The sequence below is a fragment of the Pseudarthrobacter sp. PvP090 genome (assembly GCF_040547365.1).
Taxonomy (GTDB): Bacteria; Actinomycetota; Actinomycetes; order Actinomycetales; family Micrococcaceae; genus Arthrobacter.
Map to the genome: position 1 here is coordinate 119,632 of NZ_JBEPPO010000009.1, position 20,070 is coordinate 139,701.

The window sequence follows — 20,070 nt, forward strand, 5'->3', positions numbered from 1 at the left end:
ACAACCCTATCGGGACGGGCCGCCGGCCCCCGCACCCGTTTTAGCCGGTGTTGCGCAGGCCTGCCGCCACGCCGTTGACCGTGATCAGCATGGCACGCTGGAGACGCTCGTCGATCTCGCCGCTGGGCATGCTCCCCGCGGCGGCCTCGGAACGGATCCGGCGCAGCAGTTCCACCTGGAGGTAGCTGATGGGATCAAGGTACTGGTCCCGGATCTCCAGGGAGCGCTTCAGGGTGGGCTGCGCGTCGAGCAGCAGGTCCTCGCCGGTCAGGTTCTGGATCTCGGTGACGGTCAGCTCATATTCGGCCCGGATGGCGCGGAACAGGTGGTGGAGCTCCTCCGGGACCAGGGTGGAGACGTAGTAGCCGGCGATGTCCATGTCCGTCTTCGCCAGCGTCATTTCGACGTTGGAGAGCACCGAACGGAAGAAGTGCCAGCCCTCCATCATCTCCACCAGTTGGGCCGAGTGGCCGGCCTCGCGGGCGGCCTTGAGCCCGGAGCCGACGCCGAACCAGCCCGGAACGATCTGCCGGGACTGCGTCCAGCCGAACACCCACGGGATGGCCCGCAGGCCCTCGAGGCCCGCGCCTGAATCGGGGCGCTTGGACGGCCGGGAGCCGATGTTAAGGGACCCCAGCTGTTCCACCGGGGTGGACGCCATGAAGTAGGCCGGCAGGTCCGGGTCATCGATCAGCGTCCGGTACCGGGCGAAGGCGGCGTCGGAAATGGTCTCCATCACGTGGCCGTAGCGTTCGCGCTGGTCCTCCGAGGTGCGCGGCGTGCGGTGCAGCGCGGAGCCCTGCATGACCGCCGCGAGCGACAGCTCCAGGTTCTCGCGGGCAAGTTCGGGCAGGGAGTACTTGTCCGAGATGACCTCGCCCTGTTCCGTGAACTTGATCTCGCCTTCCAGCACTCCGTTCGGCTGGGCCATGATGGCGTCGTAGGTCGGCCCGCCGCCGCGGCCCACGGAACCGCCGCGGCCGTGGAACAGGCGCACCCGGACGCCGTGCTTGGCCGCGACGTCCCGGAGCTTGCGCTGGGTCTTGTGGATTTCCCACTGGCTGGTCATCACGCCGGATTCCTTGTTGGAGTCCGAGTAGCCGAGCATGACTTCCTGCACGTCCCCGCGCAGCCGGACCAGCTCGCGGTAGGAGGAATCGGAGAGGAGCTGGTCCACGATCTCGGCCGAGGCGCGCAGTTCCTCCACGGTTTCCAGGAGCGGCGCGAAGCCGATCCTGGCATACGGGGCCGCGCCGAACAGGCTGACCAGGCCGGCCTCGCGGGCGAGCACCGCCGCGGCCAGGACGTCGTCCGCGCCGCGGGTCATCGAGATGATGTATGTCTCGATGACGTCCGGGCCGAAGGTGCGCAGGGCCCGCCGGATCTCGCGGAAGACGTCATAGGTGCCGTCGGCGACGCCGTCGAGCTTGATCGGGTGGCCGGACAGCGGGCGGCGGGAGGCGAGCTCGGACCCGAGCACCTCAAGCCGCTCGGAACGGCTGAGTTCCGCGTACCGGACGCCGGGGCCGCCGAGGCGGTCCATCAGCTGCCCGACGGCGTCGTGGTGGTGGTCCGCGTGCTCGCGGATGTCGAGGGTGGCCAGGTGCAGGCCATAGGAGGCGATGGCGCGCCGGACCCGGGCCAGGGCGCCGTCGGCGGCGAGCGCGGCATGGTGGTTGCGCAGCGAGCGCTCCAGCAGGCCCAGCTCGGCGAGGAGCTCCGCGGTGGCGGTGTAGTCGCGGCCCTGCTCGTGCGCCGATCCGGCCGCCACCCGCCGGCCCGTGTTGAGCAGCTTGGCCTTGATGCAGGTGAGCTTGAGCCGGTAGGGCTCCTGGGCGTTCAGTTCGAGGACGCGGCGGTCCAGGCCCGGCAGGTTTTTGAGGTCGACGTCGATCGAGTCCAGCAGCTCCCGGTCCGCCCCGGCGAGCGCCGTCGAGTTGGACAGGATGGAGATCAGCCCGTCGATCAGGCCGATGCTGATCCGCACGGCGTGCTGGTTCTGGATCTGCAGGATTTCGCGGGTGACGGCCGCGGTGACGTTGGGGTTGCCGTCCCGGTCGCCGCCGATCCAGGAGCCGAAACGGATCGGTGCCTTCTCCACGGGGAGGGTGACACCGTGGTCGGCGAGCAGCTCGGAGAGGTCCGAGAGCATCTCCGGCATGGCGTCGCCCAGGATCCCGGTGAGGTAGTAGATCGCGTTCCGGGCCTCGTCCACCGGGGTGGGCCGGACCTGGCGGAGTTCGTCCGTCTGCCACATCTGGTCGATCACCTCGGCGAGCTGGCGGTCCTGGCGGCGGCGCGCGGACGTGCCCTCCGCGGTGCTCTCGGCGAGGATATCGGAGAGCCGGCGGACCTTGTCCAGCACGGAGCGGCGGGAGGCCTCGGTGGGGTGCGCGGTGAAGATGGGCCGGACGTCGAGTTCGTTCACGACTTCCTGCAGCACCGAGGGCCCGGCCTGGCCGGCGATGTCGGTGACAGCCTTGGCCAGCCAGCCGTCCTTCTCCTGCCGGGTGCGCAGCCCGCGGACCCGGTGCACCTGCTCGGCGGCGTTGGCCAGGTGGAAGTAGAACGCGAACGCGCGGACCAGGTCGGTCGCCTGCTCCAGGGGCAGGGAGCCGAGCAGTTCGCGGACCTGGGCGACGACGTCGTACGAGCTCCACGGCCCGGTGGCATCCGCACCGCCACGGGCCGCTTCCTTGGACTCCTTGGTCAGCAGGCGCACCTGCTCCACCAGGTCCAGGAGCTCGGGACCGTGCTGGCGGACCAGGGATTCGCCGAGGAGGGTGGACACCCGGCGGACGTCCGCGCGCAGTTCGGAGGCGAGATCGGTGCCGGGATTCGTTGCAGTGTCAGCCATGGAATCAATCTTTCGAGAGGACTTGGCTCGTACACTGCGCTGGATACTGTGAGCCGGGTTACTTTCTTCCTGAAGATGCTACCCGCAGCCGCGGCCGACGGGGAATCCGTCTCAGATAGTGTCGGCTTCCTACCGAGCGCTCCTACCGGGCGATTTTGAAGTTGAACGCTCCCGTGCCCAGCACACCCCAGATCCGCACCCAGATCGGCAGGACCATTTCGGCGCCGCGGGCGGTGGTGATGTCGCCCAGGTCGATGATGTCCCGGTGCCCGAAGCCCGCGAGGAGCCCGCCCACAATCTCCTTGGCGGCCGCGTCGTTTCCGGAGACGAAGACGGAGTGGTCGCCCCCGGCCACGCTGGCCGGGTCCACCATGACGCTGGCGGTCATCGTGTTGAGGGTCTTGACCACCCGGGCTTCGGGGAAGGCCCGCTGGATCTGCTCGCCGAGGCTGTCGGTATTCACCGGGTTCAGCGACGGCGGAAAGCCGCGGGAGAAGTCCAGCGGGTTCGCGATGTCCATCACCACCTTGCCGGCCAGGTTTGCCGCCCCCGCTGCGGTGAGCGCTTCGAGGGAGCCTGCGCCGTTGGTGGCGTTGACGACCAAGTCCGCGCCGGCGGCGGCGTCCGCGAAGGTGGCGACGTCGATCCCGCGGTGCGCCGCGTGCCATGCGGCAAAGGGTGCGCCGCCCGTCGCGCCGGGCTCGGTCCGAGCAAGCGTCGCCTGCGGATCGCGTGTGCCGATCACGACGTCATGCCCGAGCCCGGCCAGCGCCCCGGCGATCGTGGGGCCAACGGTTCCGGTTCCCAGCACAGCAATCTTCATGGCGTCCTCAGTTCGGGATGGTTCAGGTCGGGATGACCAGTCAGGACATCCCGGGGTAGACAAATCTGTCTGCCCCTCAGCAGGAAGTTATCAGACAGACCTGTCTACGGCAAGCATAGACAGACTTGTCTGGGTACCATGGAGCCATGACGCCGACCGCCGCCAGGAGACCACAGGCCGTCCGCACGCCAGCCGGACAGGCCCGGGACAAGATCCTGGCCACGGCCTTTCGGCTCTTCTATGCCCAGGGGCTCCGCGCCGCAGGCATCGACACGATCATCGCCGAGTCCGGCGTCGCGAAGGCGACGTTCTACAAGTATTTCCCGGCGAAGGATGACCTGATCCTGGCCTACCTGGAGAAGGTCGACGGCGTCTGGACCGGGCAGCTCCACGCCGCGGCCGAAGCCGCCGGGCCCGATCCCGCGGACCGGCTGGTGGGGCTGTTCGACGCCCTGGCCAGCGCCTGCCGCCGCGACGGCTACCGCGGCTGCGCCTTCATCAATGCCGCCGCCGAGTCCGCCTCCGGAACCCGCGTCCACGAACGGACGGTGGCGCACAAGGAGCACATCAGGGCCTGGATCCGGGATCTGGCCGTCCAGGCTGGCGCCCCGGATCCGGACCAGCTCGCCCGCAGCCTGACCCTGGTCCTCGACGGCGGCCTGGCCAGCGGCGTGCTCGACGCCGACCCGGCGGCGGCCACCGCCGCCCGCCACACCGCAGCGCAACTCGTGTCCGCAAGCCTCAGGAGGAACCCGTGAACACCAGGCAACCCGATCCCGACGCCCAGCTCGCCCGCTGGCAGCGCTTCCGGAACAGCCGCAACACGGCCCTGGCCAGCGAGTACGGCTGGCTGACCCTGACGTCCTTCCAGTGGCTGGAGGACCGGCCGGCCGCCGTCGAACTCGTCCCGGGGCTCTGGTCCACGGACGGCACGACGGCGTTCCTCACCGCGGGCGCGGCGGACGGACTCACCCTCGTGGCGACCGGCGAGCCCGTGGACGGCACCATCAGCGCGGCGCTGGCCAATGAGGAATCGCTGCTGTGGGTCCAGTACGGCGGCGCGGACGGCCGGCAGGTGGTGGTGGAACTCGCCATGCGCGCCGACAGGTATGCCGTGCGCACGCGGGATTCGACGTCGCCCGTGTTCACCGAATTCGACGGCGTCCCGACCTTCGACTACCGGCCGGACCTGGTGGTCGAGGCCAGCTTCCACCCGTATCCGGAGCCGGTCGACGTTCCGATCGGCACCGCCAACCCGCTGGTCGACGGGGTCCACCGGTCGGTCGGCGAACTGGTGTTCCGGCTCCCCGGCAAGGACCACGAGTTCCATCTGCAGGCCGAAGAGGAAAAGCTCGGCGCGCTGACGGTGACATTCCACGATGAGACCAACGGAGACTCCGCTCCGGAGAAGGCAACTGCCGAGTGGCGGAAGGTCTCCACGGCCCGGCCGCGCGTCGACCCGCAGGGAAACCGCACCGTGATCCTGGACTTCAACCGGGCGATCAACTACCCGAGCGCCTTCACCCCGTACGGCACCTGCCCGATGCCGGTGAAGAACAACAGCCTGGACTACCGGATCGAGGCCGGGGAGAAAGAGCCCGCGCTGTTCTAGACGATCGCGGACACCCCGGTGACGGCCCGGCCCACGATCAGCGTGTTGATCTCGAACGAGCCCTCGTAGGTGTAGATCGCCTCGGCGTCGGCGAAGATCTTGGCCATCCGGTAGTCGGTGACGATGCCGTTGCCGCCCAGCAGGGACCGGCCCATGCCCACGGTCTCGCGCATCCGGGCGCTCACGTAGGACTTCGCCAGCGCCACCTGCGGCATGTCCGCGGCACCCTGGTCCTGCAGCTGCGCGATCCGGACCATCATGCCCATGCTCGCCACGGCATTGCCGAGCATGGTGACCAGCTGCTGCTGGACGAGCTGGAATTTCGCCAGCGGCCGGCCGAACTGCTGGCGTTCGACGGCGTACTGCCGGGCGACGTCGAACGCCGCCAGTTGCTGGCCCACTCCCTGCCAGGCGACCATGATCCGCGAGCCGCGCAGCAGCTCATTGGTGTCCTCGAAGCTGTTGATCCCGGCGAAGCGGTCCGACTCGGCCACGTGGACGTCCTTGAAGACGATGTCCGCGTTCTGCACCGTGCGCAGAGCGATCTTGTTCTCGATCCTGCTCCGGCTCACCCCCGGCAGGGTCGCGTCCACGATAAAGCCGCGGATGCCGCCGTCGGCCTCGTCCCGGGCCCACACGAGCATGTAGTCGCAGAACGTCCCGTTGCCGATCCAGCGCTTGGCGCCGTTGAGCACCCAGGTGTCCCCGCCGTCGGGCGCCCCGCCGGGAACACGCCGGGCGACGGTCTCCATGCCGCCGGCCACGTCGGAGCCATGCTCCGGTTCGGTGAGCGCGAACGCGCCGGTGGTCCGGAGGCTGGCGGCGTCGTCGAGCAGGCGCGCCTTTTGCTCCTCGGAGCCGAAGCCGTAGAGCGATTCGACAAAGAGGTCGTGGTGGACCAGGAAGAACGTCGCGAGCGAGGTGTCCACCCGGGTCATCTCGGCGATGACCAGCCCGGCGAACAGGTTGCTGTAGCCGCGCTGGGCCGGTGCGCTGAGCTCCAGGGCCGCGAGCTTGGGCAGGATGTGCGCGGGGAACTCGGCCTTGTTCCACCACTCGCCGGCGAACGGAGCGACCTCGCGGGCCAGGAACACCCGCAGCTCGGCCAGCTTTGCCTGCTCACCGGCGTTGAGCATCGCCTCGAAGTCGAAGAAATCGGCGGTCGGCAGCCCCGCGACGGAATCCGCGGGGGCGGGGGAATGGGCGAGCCCGGCCGGCATCATTTCGGCCCCATCCGGATGGCGCCGTCGAGGCGGATGGTCTCCCCGTTGAGCATGGCGTTCTCCACGATGTGCGCGGCGAGGTTGGCGTACTCGGCCGGCCGGCCCAGCCGGGACGGGTGCGGCACCTGCTGGCCCAGGGAGTCCTGGGCTTCCTGCGGCAGTCCGGCCATCATGGGCGTCTCGAAGATGCCCGGTGCAATGGTGGCTACGCGGATCAGCGAGCGCGCCAGTTCGCGGGCGATCGGCAGTGTCATCGCGTGCACGGCACCCTTGGAGGCCGCGTAGGCGGGCTGGCCGATCTGGCCGTCAAACGCGGCGACGGAGGCGGTGTTGATGATGACGCCGCGCTCCGGCCCGCCAAGCTCGGTCACGGCCGGCTCGGTCGCCGCCATCGCGGCCGCGGCCAAGCGGATGACGTTGAAGGTGCCCACGAGGTTGATCTGGATGACGCGGTTGAAGCTCTCCAGCGGCAGCACGCCGTCCCGGCCCAGCACCTTGCCGGGGGTGGCGATCCCGGCGCAGTTGACCACGATCCGCAGCGGACCGAGGGCGACGGCGGCGTCGACGGCGGCCTGCACGTCGGCCTCGCTGGTGACGTCGGCGGGAACGAAGACCGCACGGCCTCCCGGCTGCACCGGGCTGCCGGCCTCGGACGCCTCCGCCCGGGCGTTGCCCCGGGCGTTCAGCTCGGCGGCGAAGGCTGCGCCGGCGGAGCCTGGCAGGTCCACCAGGACCACCGAGGCGCCGGCGTCGAACAGGCGCCGCGCCGTTGCGGCCCCCAGGCCGGAAGCTCCGCCCGTAATCAGCGCAACAGTACCTTTGATGTCCATGCATCCTCCTTGATGTGGAACCCGAGCCCGCCGCGACGCCGTGGGAAGCGTCACGAAATTACCGCGAACATTAGTTAGTGAATGTTAACTGGAATGCGGGCTTTCCGCACCTTCACCCTGCCGCTACTAGGCTGGGCCCATGACCCCGGCAGACATTCCCACCTCCCCCAACTGGTCCTTCCGGGCAGATGAGGCGGCCCGCTCGGTGACCAGGCTGTTCGGGCAGCGGCTCTTTTTCCTGCCGGGAACCCATATCGCCGCGATCGTCCGGCCCTCGGGCCGGCTCAAGAACCTGGCCCGGCCCTGGCACTACTGGTGGCAGGCGCACTACGTGGACTGCCTGGTGGACACCGGCCGCCGCGAACTCGGCACGGACGGCCGGCCCGGGGGACGGTTCGACGGCGGGGACCGGCCCAGCGCCGGCCGGCTCGCCTCCCGGCTGGTCACCGGCATCCGGCTCCGCAACTTCCTCACGGTCGTGAACAACTACTACGACGACATGGCCTGGCTGGCGCTGTCCACGCTGCGGCTGGAGAACCTCGCCCGGGACAGCCGCAGGAAGGCTGGACGCCGCCGCAACGCCAGGGTCCTGAAGAGCCTCACGCTGCAGTTCGACTCCGCCTCCACGGACGACCTCGGGGGCGGCACTTTCTGGAGCAAGAAACGCGATTTCAAGAACACCCCGGCCACGGCCCCGGTGGCGCTCTATTACGCGCGCACCGGCCAGGCGGCCAGGGCGCAGGCGCTGCTGGACTGGCTGGACGCCCGGCTGTTCGACCCCGAACAGGGCCTGTACCGGGACGGCCTCCGGATGGCCCCCGGCGGCGAGGTGGTGCTTGAAAGCGCCATCTACACGTACAACCAGGGGCCGGTCCTGGGTGCGCTGCTGGAACTCGGAGGCGAGGCCAACCTGGCCCGCGCAGCCACCCTCGTGGCGTCGGTGGCACGCAGCCTCACCCTCCCCGCACCCCTCACGGGCCGCAGCTCTACGGTGCTGCGCTGCGAAGGCACCGGCGACGGCGGCCTGTTCACCGGCATCCTCGCCCGGTACCTGGCCCTTGCCGCGGCCGACGGGCGGCTGCCCGCCGCGACCCGGGCGACGGCCGCGGCGCTCGTCAACGACACCGCCGAGGCCTTCTGGGAGGGCCGCCGCGTCCTGCCGGCCGGGGACCCGCTGGCCCGGAAGGGCGGCCGGGTCCTGTTCTCCATCCGCCCCGAGCTGCCGGCGCGGGACACCTGCCCGGCGGGCGCCGCCGTCGAACTGTCCACCCAGCTGCAGGCGTGGATGGTCCTGGAAGCGGCCGCCTCCATCGCCGCAAAGGAATTAAGTCACGCAATAGTTTCGTAATTGATGTGATCCTCATCACATAAGGCGCCCTCAACTTGGTTGCTTAGGTTTGGCTAACCTACAGTTTTTCGTAGTGAGCATGCCCTAACTTCCCCCGCTCACAGGGGGCTAGGGTTCCTACGACCTTCCTCCAGAAAGCAGCCCCATGAAGATCCGCAAGAACGCGCTGGCAGGTATCGCACTTGCCGCCACCGCCACTCTCGGCCTGGCCGCCTGCGGCTCCGGCGCCTCCTCCGCCCCCAGCAGCAGCGCCGCCGCTGACGGTAAGATCTCCGGTGAAATCACGGTCTACAACGCCCAGCACGAGTCCCTGACCAAGGAATGGGTGGACGCGTTCACCGCGGAAACCGGCGTCAAGGTCACCATGCGGCAGGGCTCGGACACCGAGATGTCCAACCAGATCATCCAGGAAGGCCAGGCCTCCCCGGCCGACGTCTTCCTCACCGAAAACTCCCCGGCTATGGCCCAGGTGGAAAACGCCGGTCTCTTCGCCGACGTCGACAAGGCCACCATCGACCAGGTGCCCGCCGAGTTCCGCCCCTCCACCAACAAGTGGACCGGCATCGCAGCCCGCTCCACCGTGCTGGTGTACGACAAGGCCAAGCTGAGCGAAGACCAGCTGCCCACCTCCATGCTGGACCTGGCCAAGCCGGAGTGGCAGGGCAAGTGGGCGGCATCGCCGTCCGGCGCCGACTTCCAGGCGATCGTCTCCGCCCTGCTGGAACTCAAGGGCGAAGCCGCCACCGAGGAATGGCTGCAGGGCATGAAGGCGAACTCCAAGGCCTACAAGGGCAACAGCACGGCCATGAAGGCGGTCAACGCCGGTGAGGTCGACGCCGCACTGATCTACCACTACTACTACTACGGCGACCAGGCCAAGACCGGCGAGAACTCCAAGAACGTCACCCCGTACTACTTCAAGAACCAGGACCCGGGCGCGTTTGTGTCCGTCTCCGGCGGCGGCGTGCTGAATTCCTCGAAGAACGCTGCGGCGGCCCAGGCCTTCGTCAAGTTCATCACCGGCAAGAAGGGACAGGAAGTCCTCCAGAACGGCACTTCCTTCGAGTACGCCATCGCCTCGGACGTCCCGGCCAACGAGAAGCTCGTCCCGCTGGCGGAACTGCAGGCTCCCACGGTGGATCCGGCCAAGCTGAACTCCGCCAAGGTCACCGAGCTGATGACCAAGGCAGGATTGCTCTAACCACGTGACAACCAAGCTGGTGGCTCCCGGAACATCCGGGAGCACGACGACGGCGGGCAGGGGCAAGCGCCCCCGCCCGCCTTTCGGCGTTTCCATAGTCGCCGTCCTGGCGGTCCTGATCGCCCTCTTTTCGCTGATTCCGCTGGGCTACGTCATCGTCATGACGGGCGCCACCGGCTGGGACACGGCCGTGGACCTGATCTTCCGGGCACGCGTCGGCGAGCTGCTGCTCAACACCGTGCTGCTGATGGCCGTCACCGTGCCGCTGTGCCTCATCCTCGGTGTGGGCGGAGCGTGGCTGGTGGAACGCACCCAGCTCAGGGGGCACAAATGGTGGGCCGTGCTGCTCGCGGCCCCGCTGGCCATCCCCGCCTTCGTCAACAGCTACGCCTGGGTTTCCGCGGTGCCGTCGCTCGAGGGCCTGTGGTCCGGCGTGCTGATCGCGACGCTGTCCTATTTCCCGCTCGTCTACATCCCGGCCGCCGCCACGCTCAGCCGGCTGGACCCGGCCATCGAACAGTCCGCCGCGTCCCTGGGCCTTGGCGCGTGGCGCACCTTCTTCCGGGTGGTGCTGCCGCAGCTGCGGATTGCGATGACCGGCGGGGCGCTGCTCGTCTCCCTGCACCTGCTGGCCGAGTACGGCGCCTTCGCGATGATCCGGTTCGACACCTTCACCACAGCGATCATGGTGCAGTACCAGTCCACCTTCAACGGCACCGCCGGGAACATGCTGGCCAGCGTGCTCGTGTTCCTTTGCCTGATCCTGCTGCTGGTTGAAGTGCGCAGCCGCGGCAGCGCCCGGTACGCCAAGATCGGATCCGGGGCCCAGGCCCGCGCCCTGCGCCTGCCGCTGCACGCCTACCAGCTCCCGGCCCAGCTGTTCCTGGCCGCCCTCACCGCACTGGCCTTCGGGCTGCCGCTGACGTTCGTGCTGCGCTGGATTGTCGCCGGCGGCCCGGACATCTGGGCCGCCGACGAGTTCCTGCCGGCCCTACTGCAGACGCTGATGTACGGCCTCGCGGGCGCCCTGGCCACCACCGTCGTGGCGTTCCCGATGGCGTATTTGGCCGTGCGGCACCCCAGCTGGTTCAGCAAGGCCCTGGAGCTGTCCAACTACATCACGAGCTCCATGCCCGGCATCGTGGTGGGCCTGGCCTTCGTGACAGTCAGCATCAAGGCGGCGCCCAGCCTCTACCAGACCACGGCGCTCCTGATCGCGGCCTACGTGCTGCTGTTCCTGCCGCGCGCCCTGGTCAATATCCGCTCCGGCCTGGCCCAGGCGCCGAAGGAACTCGACGAGGCCGCCCAGGCCCTCGGCAAGCCGCCGCTGCTGGCCTTCCTCCGGGTCACGCTGCGGCTCACCGCTCCGGCGGCCGCGGGTGGCGCCGCGCTGGTGTTCCTGGCAATCGTCAATGAGCTGACCGCGACACTGCTGCTCTCCCCCAACGGCACCCGGACACTCGCCACCGAATTCTGGAGCAAAAGCAGCGAAATCGACTACGCCGGCGCCGCGCCGTACGCCCTGCTGATGATCCTGATTTCCGCCCCCATGACCTACCTCCTCTTCCAGCAGTCCAAGAAAGCAGCGGGACAGTGACCCAGTACAGCCCTTCCCGGCTCCCGGAACCGCGGGTCGCCGCATCCGTGGCCACGAGCACCAACAACCACCTGGAAATCGACGCCGTCACCAAGAACTTCGGCTCGCAGGCGGTCCTCATGGGTGTCAACCTCTCGGTGGCCAAGGGCGGCACGACGGCGATCGTGGGGCCTTCCGGCTCCGGCAAGACCACGCTGCTGCGCCTGATTGCCGGGTTTGAGCACCCGGACACCGGCAGCATCTCGCTCAACGGCGCCAAGGTGGCCGGCGACGGCGTCTGGGTGCCCGCGCACAAGCGCCACGTGGGCTACGTGGCGCAGGACGGCGCGCTGTTCCCGCACTTGAGCGTCGGGCAGAACATCTCCTTCGGCCTCGACGCCGGCAAGCTCCCCGGCGGGCACCGCAGCGTGAAGGCCCGGGTGGCCGAACTACTGGACATGGTCTCCCTGGACGCCGCCATGGCCAAGCGGCGCCCGCACGAGCTCTCCGGCGGGCAGCAGCAGCGGGTGGCCCTGGCCCGTGCCCTCGCCCGCGAGCCCGAACTGATGCTGCTGGACGAGCCGTTCTCCGCCCTGGACGCGGGCCTGCGCGTCGCCACCCGCCGCGCGGTGGGCAAGGTGCTCCAGGACGCGGGGGTCACCACCATCCTGGTCACACATGACCAGGGCGAGGCGCTGTCGTTCGCGGACCAGGTGGCGGTGATGCGCGGCGGACGCCTCGCACAGATCGGCAACCCGTTCATCGTCTACACACGCCCTGCGGACCGCGCCACCGCGGAATTCCTGGGCGACGCCGTCATCCTCGATGCCTGGATGGAAGGCTCCCTCGCCACCTGCTCCCTGGGCGGCATCCCCGTGCGCCGGCCCCCGGCGCAGGGCCGGGTCCAGCTCATGCTGCGGCCGGAACAGATCCGGATCGCGGAGGACGGCCCCATCCGCGGCGTTGTGGTGGACACCGATTACTTCGGGCCCGAAACCACCGTGCGGCTCAAGCTCGCCGTCCCGCCCGTCCTCGCGGAAGGCGCCGTCGCGGACCACCGCTACCCCGGCGGCGGGGAGATCATCACGATCCGGCACTGGAACGCCTCGATCGCCCGCCCGGGCACGGAACTCTGCCTCCGCGTCGTCGGCGAAGCAGTGGCCTTCCCTGTGGAAGACCTGCCGCAGGTGTAGCCACGGGGCGGGCCCGCGCGTGCCGTTGAGCCGGCCCGGCTCCCGGCATAGGGTGGGGCGCATGACTGTTCAGCCAGCGCTCCACCGCCAGCACTGCTCCGTTGCCGCCCCCACCCAGTTGTGGCTCGATGCCGACGGGCGGCTCGCCAGCGGCCACGGTGCCACCGATGCCGCCGGCTCCTCCGGCGCAGCGGGTGGCGGCTGGTTCACCGGCCTGCTGCACGGGGACACCCGGATGCTGTCCCGGGCCGAGGTGCGGGTGAACGGCCTGGAGCCGGAACCCGCCACGGTGGAGGCTGAGGCCGGCGGTGTGCTTCGCGTGCGGGGGCTGGTCCGCGGCATCCCCGGGCCCACCGAGGACCCCGCCGTCGAACTGCTCCAGACCTGGACGGTCACACCCGGCGTCGTCCGGCACTCCCTGCAACTGCGCACGTCCCTCGAGTCGCTCGATGTGGAGATTGAAATCCAGCTCGCCGCGGACTTCACCGACATGGCCGCCATCCGGCTCAGCCGCTTCCGGGAGCCCTCCGAGCCGTTCGCCGCGGACGATTCCACACTGCGCTGGCGCGACGGCGGACGGACGCTGACCGTCGCCGCCCCCGGAAGCGTCGCTTCCGGCGAACGGCTCCTCTGGCGCGGCAAGGCAGGGCGCGGCCGCCCGTTCGACGTGGAGTGGCAGGCCGTCCTTGCCGACAGCGAGGACGCCGTGGTGCCGGCCCCGACGCCCGCCTCGCGCCAGGTCCGCGCCGAGCCGTCCGGCGCCCTGGGCCTGCTGCTGGACAACGCGCTCGATGAGCTCGCCGGCCTCCGCCTGGCTACCCGGACACTGCCCGACGCGCCGTTCGCTGCCGCCGGGGCGCCCTGGTACTTCACCCTGTTCGGACGCGATTCGCTGTGGGCCGCGCGGCTGCTCCTGCCGCTCGATGCCGGGCTCGCCGCCGGCACGCTGCGCGCCCTGGCCGCGTTCCAGGGCACGAAAACCGATCCAGGTGCCGCCGAGGAAGCCGGCAAGATCCTGCACGAGCTCCGGGCCAAGGAACTCATCCTGGAGAGCCAGAGCCTGCGCCTGCCCCCGGTCTACTACGGTGCCGTGGATTCCACCCCACTGTGGCTGTGCCTGCTTGCCGAACTCGGCCAGGCCGGCCTGGACGACGCCACGGTCCGCTCGCTCCTGCCCAACGCGGCCCGTGCGGTGGAATGGCTGCTGGCCGCCGCGGGCGCGCCCGGAACCACGAACGGCGGGTTCCTCAGCTACCAGGACGCCACCGGCCACGGGCTCAGCAACCAGGGCTGGAAGGACTCCGGGGACGCCATGCAGTACCGCGACGGCCGGCAGGCCGACGGCCCGATCGCGCTCTCCGAGGTGCAGGGCTACGCCTACCAGGCCGCCGTGGACACCGCCGATCTCTTTGACGCCTATGGCGAGCCCGGCGCCCAGGCGCTGCGGGACTTTGCCGAGGTGCTGCAACAGAACTTCCGCGAGCGCTTCTGGGTCGAGGACGACGACGGCCCCTTCCCGGCGATGGCCCTCGATGGGCACGGCGAGCCGCTGGACATCCCGGGCTCCAACATGGGTCACCTGCTCGGCACCGGAATCCTGGACGCCTCGGAAGCCCGGCTCGTGGCGGACCGGCTGCTCAGCCCCGAGCTGTTCTCCGGCTACGGCGTCCACACGATTTCCCGGCGCGCCGCCGGTTTCTGGCCGTTCAGCTACCACTGCGGTTCGGTCTGGAGCCACGACACCGCGATCGCGGTCCGGGGGTTGCTCGCCGAGGGATTCCTCGCCGAAGCCCGGACCATCGCCGAGGGCCTGCTGGCCGCGTCCGGCTCCTTCGGGCACCGCCTGCCGGAACTGTTCGCCGGCATCACGGCCGAGGAGGCAGGCCACGCGGTGCCCTATCCGGCGTCGTGCCATCCGCAGGCGTGGTCCTCGGCGTCTGCCGTCGTGATCGCCCAGGCCATGGGCGTCGGGTTCTAGACGTGCCGGTCACGGTGCCGGCGGACGCCTGGTCTGCGGGTAGGGCGTTTCGTGCCGGGCGAGCATCTCGACGAAGCCCGCGATCTTCCTCGCCCTCGTGGCCGGCTGTTTGACGGCGTTGGTCCGGTAAATCAGGGCGAACCTGTTCACCGAAGTCAGGACATCGAACATCGCCTGCGCCCGGGGGTCGGCGGCGATGGCGGCGGCCAGGTCCCCGGGCACTTCCGCCGTCGCCGCGCCGGAATAGGCGGCTTCCCAGCGGCCGTCCGCCTTGGCGCTGTCGACGGCGGCGCGGCCGGCCGGGGCCATCCGGCCGGCGGCCTCAAGGCGCCCGATGCGCTCCACATTCCGCGCGGACCACATACTTTTCGGGCCCCGGCGGGTCATCCGCTGGAACGAGCTCTCATCATCCCGCCGCCGGCCCTGGCCGTCGATCCAGCCGAAACACAGGGCCTCCTGCAGGGCGGCCTCGTAGTCCAGCTCCGTCGCCGCGCCACCTTTCTTGTGCAGCACGAGCCACACCCCGGGGCTCTCCGCGTGGTGGCGCTCCAGCCACGCGCGCCACTCGGCGGCATCCTTCACCAGCAGTTCCTCAAGTTCACCAGCCATGGCACCATTCTGCTCCGCACTGACCCACGGACACCGATTTGGTGGGACTATATCCCTGAGAGCCGCAAACCGTCACAACCTTGAGGAGCAAAGATGCTGCGTGTCCGCCCGATCCACTTCACCTCCCGCCTTGATGCATGGGAGCGGCTGCTCACCGGCCTGGGCATGGTCAAAACCGTCGACGAGCCCACCTGGCGGGAGTTCGACGCCGCCTCCGGCCGCCTCGCCCTGCATTTCGTCGAGCAGGGCTCCGCCGACGACGGCATCACGCACCTCGGCGTCGAGGTGGGTGACCTGAAGGAATTCGCCCGCCGGACCAAGGAGGCCGGCGCGGCCGAAGGGGGCACCACCGCGGAACTCATCGACGCGGACCACGGCCCGTCCTGCCGCATCACGGCTGCGGACGGCTTCAGTTTCCTCGCCGACCCGGCCACCCGGGCCACGGACGGCAGCTGGGGCGGGTCAGCGGAAGCGGACCCGGGTATCGCCGTCGTCGGGGTCTGGTTCTCCGAGGACGCCGTCGAGGCCGCCCGGACACTGCGTGACATCGGTGCCCAGCCCCGTCCGCTCCCGGGCAGCGGCCCCGGCTCCGGCGCTGACGACAACACAGCCGAATCCGAAGCCTTCCTGGCGAAGAACGGCGGGATCCTGATGGTCGGCGCCGGCTCCGGGACCGGGAGTGCCGGCCTGGGCTTCGAATACGCCGGCGACCTGACTGCCCTCCGCGAGCGTCTGAGCGAGGCCGGGCACGAGGCCGCGGTCATCGAGGAAGCCGCCATCCCCACCCTGCACGTGGCCAACCCCGATGCCGACGGCACCGCCGCCCACCCGCCGCTCTGGATTTCCGCGGCGCCGTCCGCCGGGTGAGTGCGACCACGCCCCGGCCGCAGGGATGGGGTAGAACTTAACCATGAACGTTCGCACTCCTGACCCGAACCCCGGCTGGCTCTCCGACGAAGATTTGTTCGAGGCGCGCGGCCGGCTGCCCATGGTCTACGTCGAGGCCGTCCCGGTCCGGCTGGATCCGCTCGGGTTTGTGAACGAGGTTGGCACGCTCCTGCAGGCCGACGAGGACGGCACGATGGTCCGCTCCCTGGTGTCCGGCCGGGTGCTGTACCGCGAGACCATCCGCGCGGCCCTGCTGCGCCACATGGAGAAGGACCTCGGACCGCTGGCCTTCCCGCAGCTGCCGATCAGCCCAGTGCCGTTCACGGTGGCCGAATACTTCCCGTCCCCGTCCCACACGGGGTTCACCGACGACCGCCAGCACGCCGTCGCCCTGGCGTACATCATCCCCGTCACGGGCGAATGCTCGCCGCGGCAGGACGCGCTGGAACTGACCTGGATGACCCCGCAGGAAGTCATGAGCTCGGATGTCCAGCTGGAATTCAGCGGCGGCCGCGGCGCCCTGATCCGCCAGGCCCTGGCCTTCGCCGGCGTCGGGAACTGACCGGAGGCGGCTGCGGCAACTGCCCTCCGCTGGCTGCCCGCGCGCGCCTTTGTAGACTGTTGGGCGGACCGCAAAAGAATTTAAGGACTCCAATGACCTACCCCCCGGCCGCCCCGAACTACATCGAACAGCAGGCTGGATCTCTGCAGAGCGGCGATCATCTGCTCCTGCCCGACGGCAACCGCTCCGCCGAAATTCAGCGCGTTGACGTCGAAACCGATGATTTCGGGACCCCCGCCATGGTCCTGGCGACGCTCACAGGAGGCGGCGGCCTGCGGATCGCGGCGTCCTCCACCGTCCTGATCCTCGGGGCTCCCGCCGAGACCGGGGACACCACGGTCGAGGAGGCCGGCTCCCCGCTGCAGCCCCCCGAACCGGCCGGCGATGAGACCGGGGTCCCGGGCGAAGTTCAGGGCAGCGGCGCGGCCGGCACGGGCGGGCAGGACCGGGACGAGGAGGCCGACGGCGCCGCCGCGCCCGCCGTCGTCGTCCCTCCCCTGCCGCCCGTTCCGCCGGTGGTGAGCGGTCCCAGCGACGAGGATCTGGCGCTGATCCCCGCCCTCGAGGGAACGCCCGAGTCCGTGGTGCTGGCCGCCGCCGAGGCCCACCCCAAATCCGCGGGGGTGCTACTGCTCAGCGAACGGCTGGCCAAGGGCATCAACACGAAGTCCGGCAGCTGCCTCAAGGACCTCAGCGACCTCGCGCAGGAGCTGTTCATCATCCTCAAGGACGCCGAACACGCCCTCGCCGTCGCGGACCTGCTCAATGTGCTGCCCTTCGACGGCAACCGCGGCCGCTGGGCATCGGTGGAAGCCTCCCTCGCCCTGTCCAGCTACATCTGCCGCCAGCTCGGCCAGGAGGAACGGGCCGCCGTTTACGAGAAGTTCCTGCGCGCCCCCGATGCCATGGAGACGGACCCGTTCAAGGCCCGGATCAACGCCAAGGTCCGCCAGCGCTCGCTCAACGAACCGAACCTGTACGACAAGGAAATTTTCCGCTCGATGGACAATTCGAACCCGGATGCGGAACGCGAGTGGCGGCTCCTGCGGCTCGAGGCGCTGCTCTTCCTGCGCGCCCACGGCGGCTCCGAAACCATCGGCGCCCCGGAACTGGACCGCCGGATCGGCAACGAACTCGAGTCCGTCCGTTCCTGAGGCGTTTGGCCCCTACCACCCCACGGCCGGGCGTTGTAGATTCACCCCATGACGAACAATCTGAGCGTTGTGATCAACTCCGACGCGCAGCAGGTTTGGACAATGCTGCGCGAGCCCGCCAAGGTAGCCCAGTGGCACGGCTGGGACGCCGACGACCAGGCGGCCGAGATCAATGAGATCTATTTCAGCCCCAATGTCGTCGAAGGCGCCGACCACACTTCCCTGGTGGTCGACGGCGGGGACGTGTTCACCTTGAAACCGGTCCCGACCGGCACGGAAGTCAGCGTCACGCGGGCCGCGGTGGACCACAATTCCGAGTGGGCCGCCTGGGACGAGGACATCACCCAGGGGTGGCTGACCTTCATCCAGCAGCTCCGCTTCGCCCTCGAACGGCATCCGCACGGCAAACGCCGGACCTTCTTCTTCTCCGTCCCGGGGAACGAAGGGTCCGCGATCGAAAATCTGGGCCTGTCGGACGTCCCCAAGCCCGGCGAACCGTACTCGCTCACCCTGGCCACGGGCGAGGAAGTCGCCGGCAAGGTCTGGTTCCGCAGCAACCACCAGGTGGGGCTCACGGTCCACCACTACGCGGAACACGGCGAAGGCCTGGTGATCGTGGCGGACCAGCCGGCCATCAAGGACATCCGGCCCGAGGGCGGGTCCCTGGTCATCGTCTCCACCTACGACCTCGGGGCGCACCAGCTGGAGTCCATCCGCAACTACTGGGACAAGTGGCGGGCTGAGAACTACCCCACATCCGATCCGCTGCACTAAGGGTTGAAGGCTGTTAGCTGGCACACTTGAACGGTGCCAGCCAAACCTGAAACACCCGTGTCATCGCTCCTGCCGGCCCGGCAGTCCGAGTTTTCCTTCCGTGTGGGCAAACGCCTGAGCGAAAGCTGCCCGCCATCGGAGGCCCAGGTCAGTGCCAACGGCGGGGAGTTCCTCGGCCGCACGGGCACCATCACCACACCGCACGGCGAGATCCAGACCCCGGCGTTCATCGCGGTCGGCACCAAGGCCACGGTCAAGTCGGTGCTCCCGGAGTCCGTTGCCGAGCTGGGAGCGCAGGCCGTGCTGGCCAACGCCTACCACCTGTACCTGCAGCCGGGCGCGGACATCCTGGACGAGGCCGGCGGGCTGGGCGCCTTCATGAACTGGCGCGGGCCCACGTTCACGGACTCCGGCGGGTTCCAGGTGATGAGCCTGGGTTCGGGGTTCAAGAAGGTCATCGACATGAAATCGGTGGACACTTCCGGGCCTGACGACGCCGTCGCCCCCGGCAAGGAACGCCTGGCCCATGTGGATGAGGAAGGCGTGTGGTTCAAGAGCCACCTCAACGGCGACCGCCACCGCTTCAGCCCCGAGATCTCCATGAACGTCCAGCACCAGATCGGCGCGGACATCATGTTCGCGTTCGACGAGCTCACCACCCTGCAGAACTCCCGCGGCTACCAGGAGGAATCCCTGGAGCGCACCCGGCGCTGGGCCGAGCGCTGCATCACCGAGCACTTCCGGCTCACGTCCGAGCGCGCCGGCAAGCCCTACCAGGCGCTCTTCGGTGTCATCCAGGGCGCCCAGTACGAGGACCTGCGCCGCAAGGCCTGCCGCGACCTCGGTGCGATGAACTTCGACGGCTTCGGCATCGGCGGGGCGCTGGAGAAGGAAAACCTGGGCACGATCGTGCGCTGGTGCAACGAGGAACTGCCGGAGAACAAGCCCCGGCACCTCCTCGGCATCTCCGAGCCGGACGACATCTTCACCGCTATCGAAAACGGCGCGGACACCTTCGACTGTGTCTCACCGACCCGGGTGGCCCGGAACTCGGCGTTCTACCACCCCACCGGCCGGTACAACCTCTCCGGTGCCATGTACAAGCGCGACTTCGGCCCGCTGCAGGAAGGCTGCGACTGCTACGCCTGCCTGAACTACTCCCGGGCCTACATCCACCACCTGTTCAAAGCCAAGGAGATGGTCTCCGCCACGCTGATCTCGATCCACAACGAGCGCTTCGTGGTGAAGATGGTCGACGACGCCCGCCTCGCCATCGAGGCCGGCAACTTCTTCGACTTCAAGGCCGAGACCCTGGGGCAGTACTACTCCTAAGGGCCTCCCGCCGCCTGGGTACAGCCCGCCTCCTGGGTACAGCCCGCCGTCGAACTCGCCGGAAAGCTGCGGCCCCGGCGTCGAAGTCGCCGGAACTGTGCCCGATCGCC

Annotated in this window: 17 protein-coding genes; 12 read left to right on the plus strand and 5 right to left on the minus strand. The window is 69.3% G+C overall.

Translation table 11 applies throughout. The features are described from left to right. Positions 1–40: 40 nt before the first annotated feature. Together ppc and ABIC21_RS12300 are read right to left on the minus strand one after the other, a co-directional pair. Entirely contained in the window at positions 41–2,857 is a 2,817-nt protein-coding gene (gene ppc / locus ABIC21_RS12295) for a phosphoenolpyruvate carboxylase (protein WP_354350677.1), read from the minus strand. Between the two features lie 142 nt (positions 2,858–2,999). Next, positions 3,000–3,680: an NADPH-dependent F420 reductase gene (locus ABIC21_RS12300; RefSeq protein ID WP_354350678.1), complete on the minus strand. Its 681-nt coding sequence runs from the start codon at positions 3,678–3,680 to the stop codon at positions 3,000–3,002. A 146-nt stretch (positions 3,681–3,826) separates the two neighbouring features. Between ABIC21_RS12300 and ABIC21_RS12305 the strand changes: the two genes are divergently transcribed. Then, positions 3,827–4,438 carry a TetR/AcrR family transcriptional regulator gene (locus ABIC21_RS12305; protein ID WP_354350679.1) on the plus strand — a complete coding sequence of 204 codons (612 nt, stop codon included), beginning with the start codon at positions 3,827–3,829 and terminating at the stop codon, positions 4,436–4,438. Further along, on the plus strand, positions 4,435–5,292 hold the full coding sequence (locus ABIC21_RS12310) for a DUF1684 domain-containing protein (protein ID WP_354350680.1): 858 nt from the start codon (positions 4,435–4,437) through the stop codon (positions 5,290–5,292). The genes ABIC21_RS12305 and ABIC21_RS12310 overlap by 4 nt, the downstream gene beginning before the upstream one ends. Here ABIC21_RS12310 and ABIC21_RS12315 read toward each other — a convergent pair. Next, the gene (locus ABIC21_RS12315) at positions 5,289–6,515 is read right to left on the minus strand and encodes an acyl-CoA dehydrogenase family protein (RefSeq protein WP_354350681.1); all 1,227 of its coding nucleotides are present in this window, start codon (positions 6,513–6,515) and stop codon (positions 5,289–5,291) included. The genes ABIC21_RS12310 and ABIC21_RS12315 overlap by 4 nt on opposite strands. Then, positions 6,512–7,345: an SDR family NAD(P)-dependent oxidoreductase gene (locus ABIC21_RS12320; protein ID WP_354350682.1), complete on the minus strand. Its 834-nt coding sequence runs from the start codon at positions 7,343–7,345 to the stop codon at positions 6,512–6,514. The genes ABIC21_RS12315 and ABIC21_RS12320 overlap by 4 nt, the downstream gene beginning before the upstream one ends. A 139-nt stretch (positions 7,346–7,484) precedes the next feature. Here ABIC21_RS12320 and ABIC21_RS12325 point away from each other — a divergent pair, with 139 nt between their 5' ends. From ABIC21_RS12325 to ABIC21_RS12345, 5 genes are all read left to right on the plus strand, one after another. Next, the gene (locus ABIC21_RS12325; RefSeq protein ID WP_354350683.1) at positions 7,485–8,693 is read left to right on the plus strand and encodes a glycoside hydrolase family 76 protein; all 1,209 of its coding nucleotides are present in this window, start codon (positions 7,485–7,487) and stop codon (positions 8,691–8,693) included. Positions 8,694–8,838: 145 nt separating this feature from the next. Continuing rightward, on the plus strand, positions 8,839–9,894 hold the full coding sequence (locus tag ABIC21_RS12330) for an iron ABC transporter substrate-binding protein (protein ID WP_354350684.1): 1,056 nt from the start codon (positions 8,839–8,841) through the stop codon (positions 9,892–9,894). A gap of 4 nt (positions 9,895–9,898) precedes the next feature. Next, positions 9,899–11,491, plus strand: coding sequence for an ABC transporter permease (locus tag ABIC21_RS12335; protein ID WP_354350685.1), 1,593 nt, complete (start codon positions 9,899–9,901; stop codon positions 11,489–11,491). Beyond that, on the plus strand, positions 11,488–12,663 hold the full coding sequence (locus ABIC21_RS12340; protein WP_354350686.1) for an ABC transporter ATP-binding protein: 1,176 nt from the start codon (positions 11,488–11,490) through the stop codon (positions 12,661–12,663). Before ABIC21_RS12335 ends, ABIC21_RS12340 begins: the two co-directional genes overlap by 4 nt. Positions 12,664–12,724: 61 nt before the next feature. Then, on the plus strand, positions 12,725–14,641 hold the full coding sequence (locus ABIC21_RS12345) for a glycogen debranching N-terminal domain-containing protein (protein ID WP_354350687.1): 1,917 nt from the start codon (positions 12,725–12,727) through the stop codon (positions 14,639–14,641). Between the two features lie 9 nt (positions 14,642–14,650). On the opposite strand, the gene ABIC21_RS12350 is transcribed toward ABIC21_RS12345, so the two are convergent. Beyond that, positions 14,651–15,250, minus strand: coding sequence for a YdeI/OmpD-associated family protein (locus tag ABIC21_RS12350; RefSeq protein WP_354350688.1), 600 nt, complete (start codon positions 15,248–15,250; stop codon positions 14,651–14,653). Positions 15,251–15,343: 93 nt separating this feature from the next. Between ABIC21_RS12350 and ABIC21_RS12355 the strand changes: the two genes are divergently transcribed. From ABIC21_RS12355 to tgt, 5 genes are all read left to right on the plus strand, one after another. Further along, positions 15,344–16,117 carry a VOC family protein gene (locus ABIC21_RS12355; RefSeq protein ID WP_354350689.1) on the plus strand — a complete coding sequence of 258 codons (774 nt, stop codon included), beginning with the start codon at positions 15,344–15,346 and terminating at the stop codon, positions 16,115–16,117. A 43-nt stretch (positions 16,118–16,160) separates the two neighbouring features. Further along, the gene (locus tag ABIC21_RS12360) at positions 16,161–16,700 is read left to right on the plus strand and encodes an NUDIX hydrolase family protein (RefSeq protein WP_354350690.1); all 540 of its coding nucleotides are present in this window, start codon (positions 16,161–16,163) and stop codon (positions 16,698–16,700) included. Positions 16,701–16,792: 92 nt separating this feature from the next. Further along, on the plus strand, positions 16,793–17,854 hold the full coding sequence (locus ABIC21_RS12365; RefSeq protein WP_354350691.1) for a DUF6707 family protein: 1,062 nt from the start codon (positions 16,793–16,795) through the stop codon (positions 17,852–17,854). A gap of 48 nt (positions 17,855–17,902) precedes the next feature. After that, a complete protein-coding gene (locus ABIC21_RS12370; RefSeq protein WP_354350692.1) occupies positions 17,903–18,628 on the plus strand; it encodes an SRPBCC family protein in 726 nt (241 codons plus the stop codon). Between the two features lie 33 nt (positions 18,629–18,661). Next, on the plus strand, positions 18,662–19,960 hold the full coding sequence (tgt, locus tag ABIC21_RS12375) for a tRNA guanosine(34) transglycosylase Tgt (protein WP_354350693.1): 1,299 nt from the start codon (positions 18,662–18,664) through the stop codon (positions 19,958–19,960). Positions 19,961–20,070: the final 110 nt, after the last annotated feature.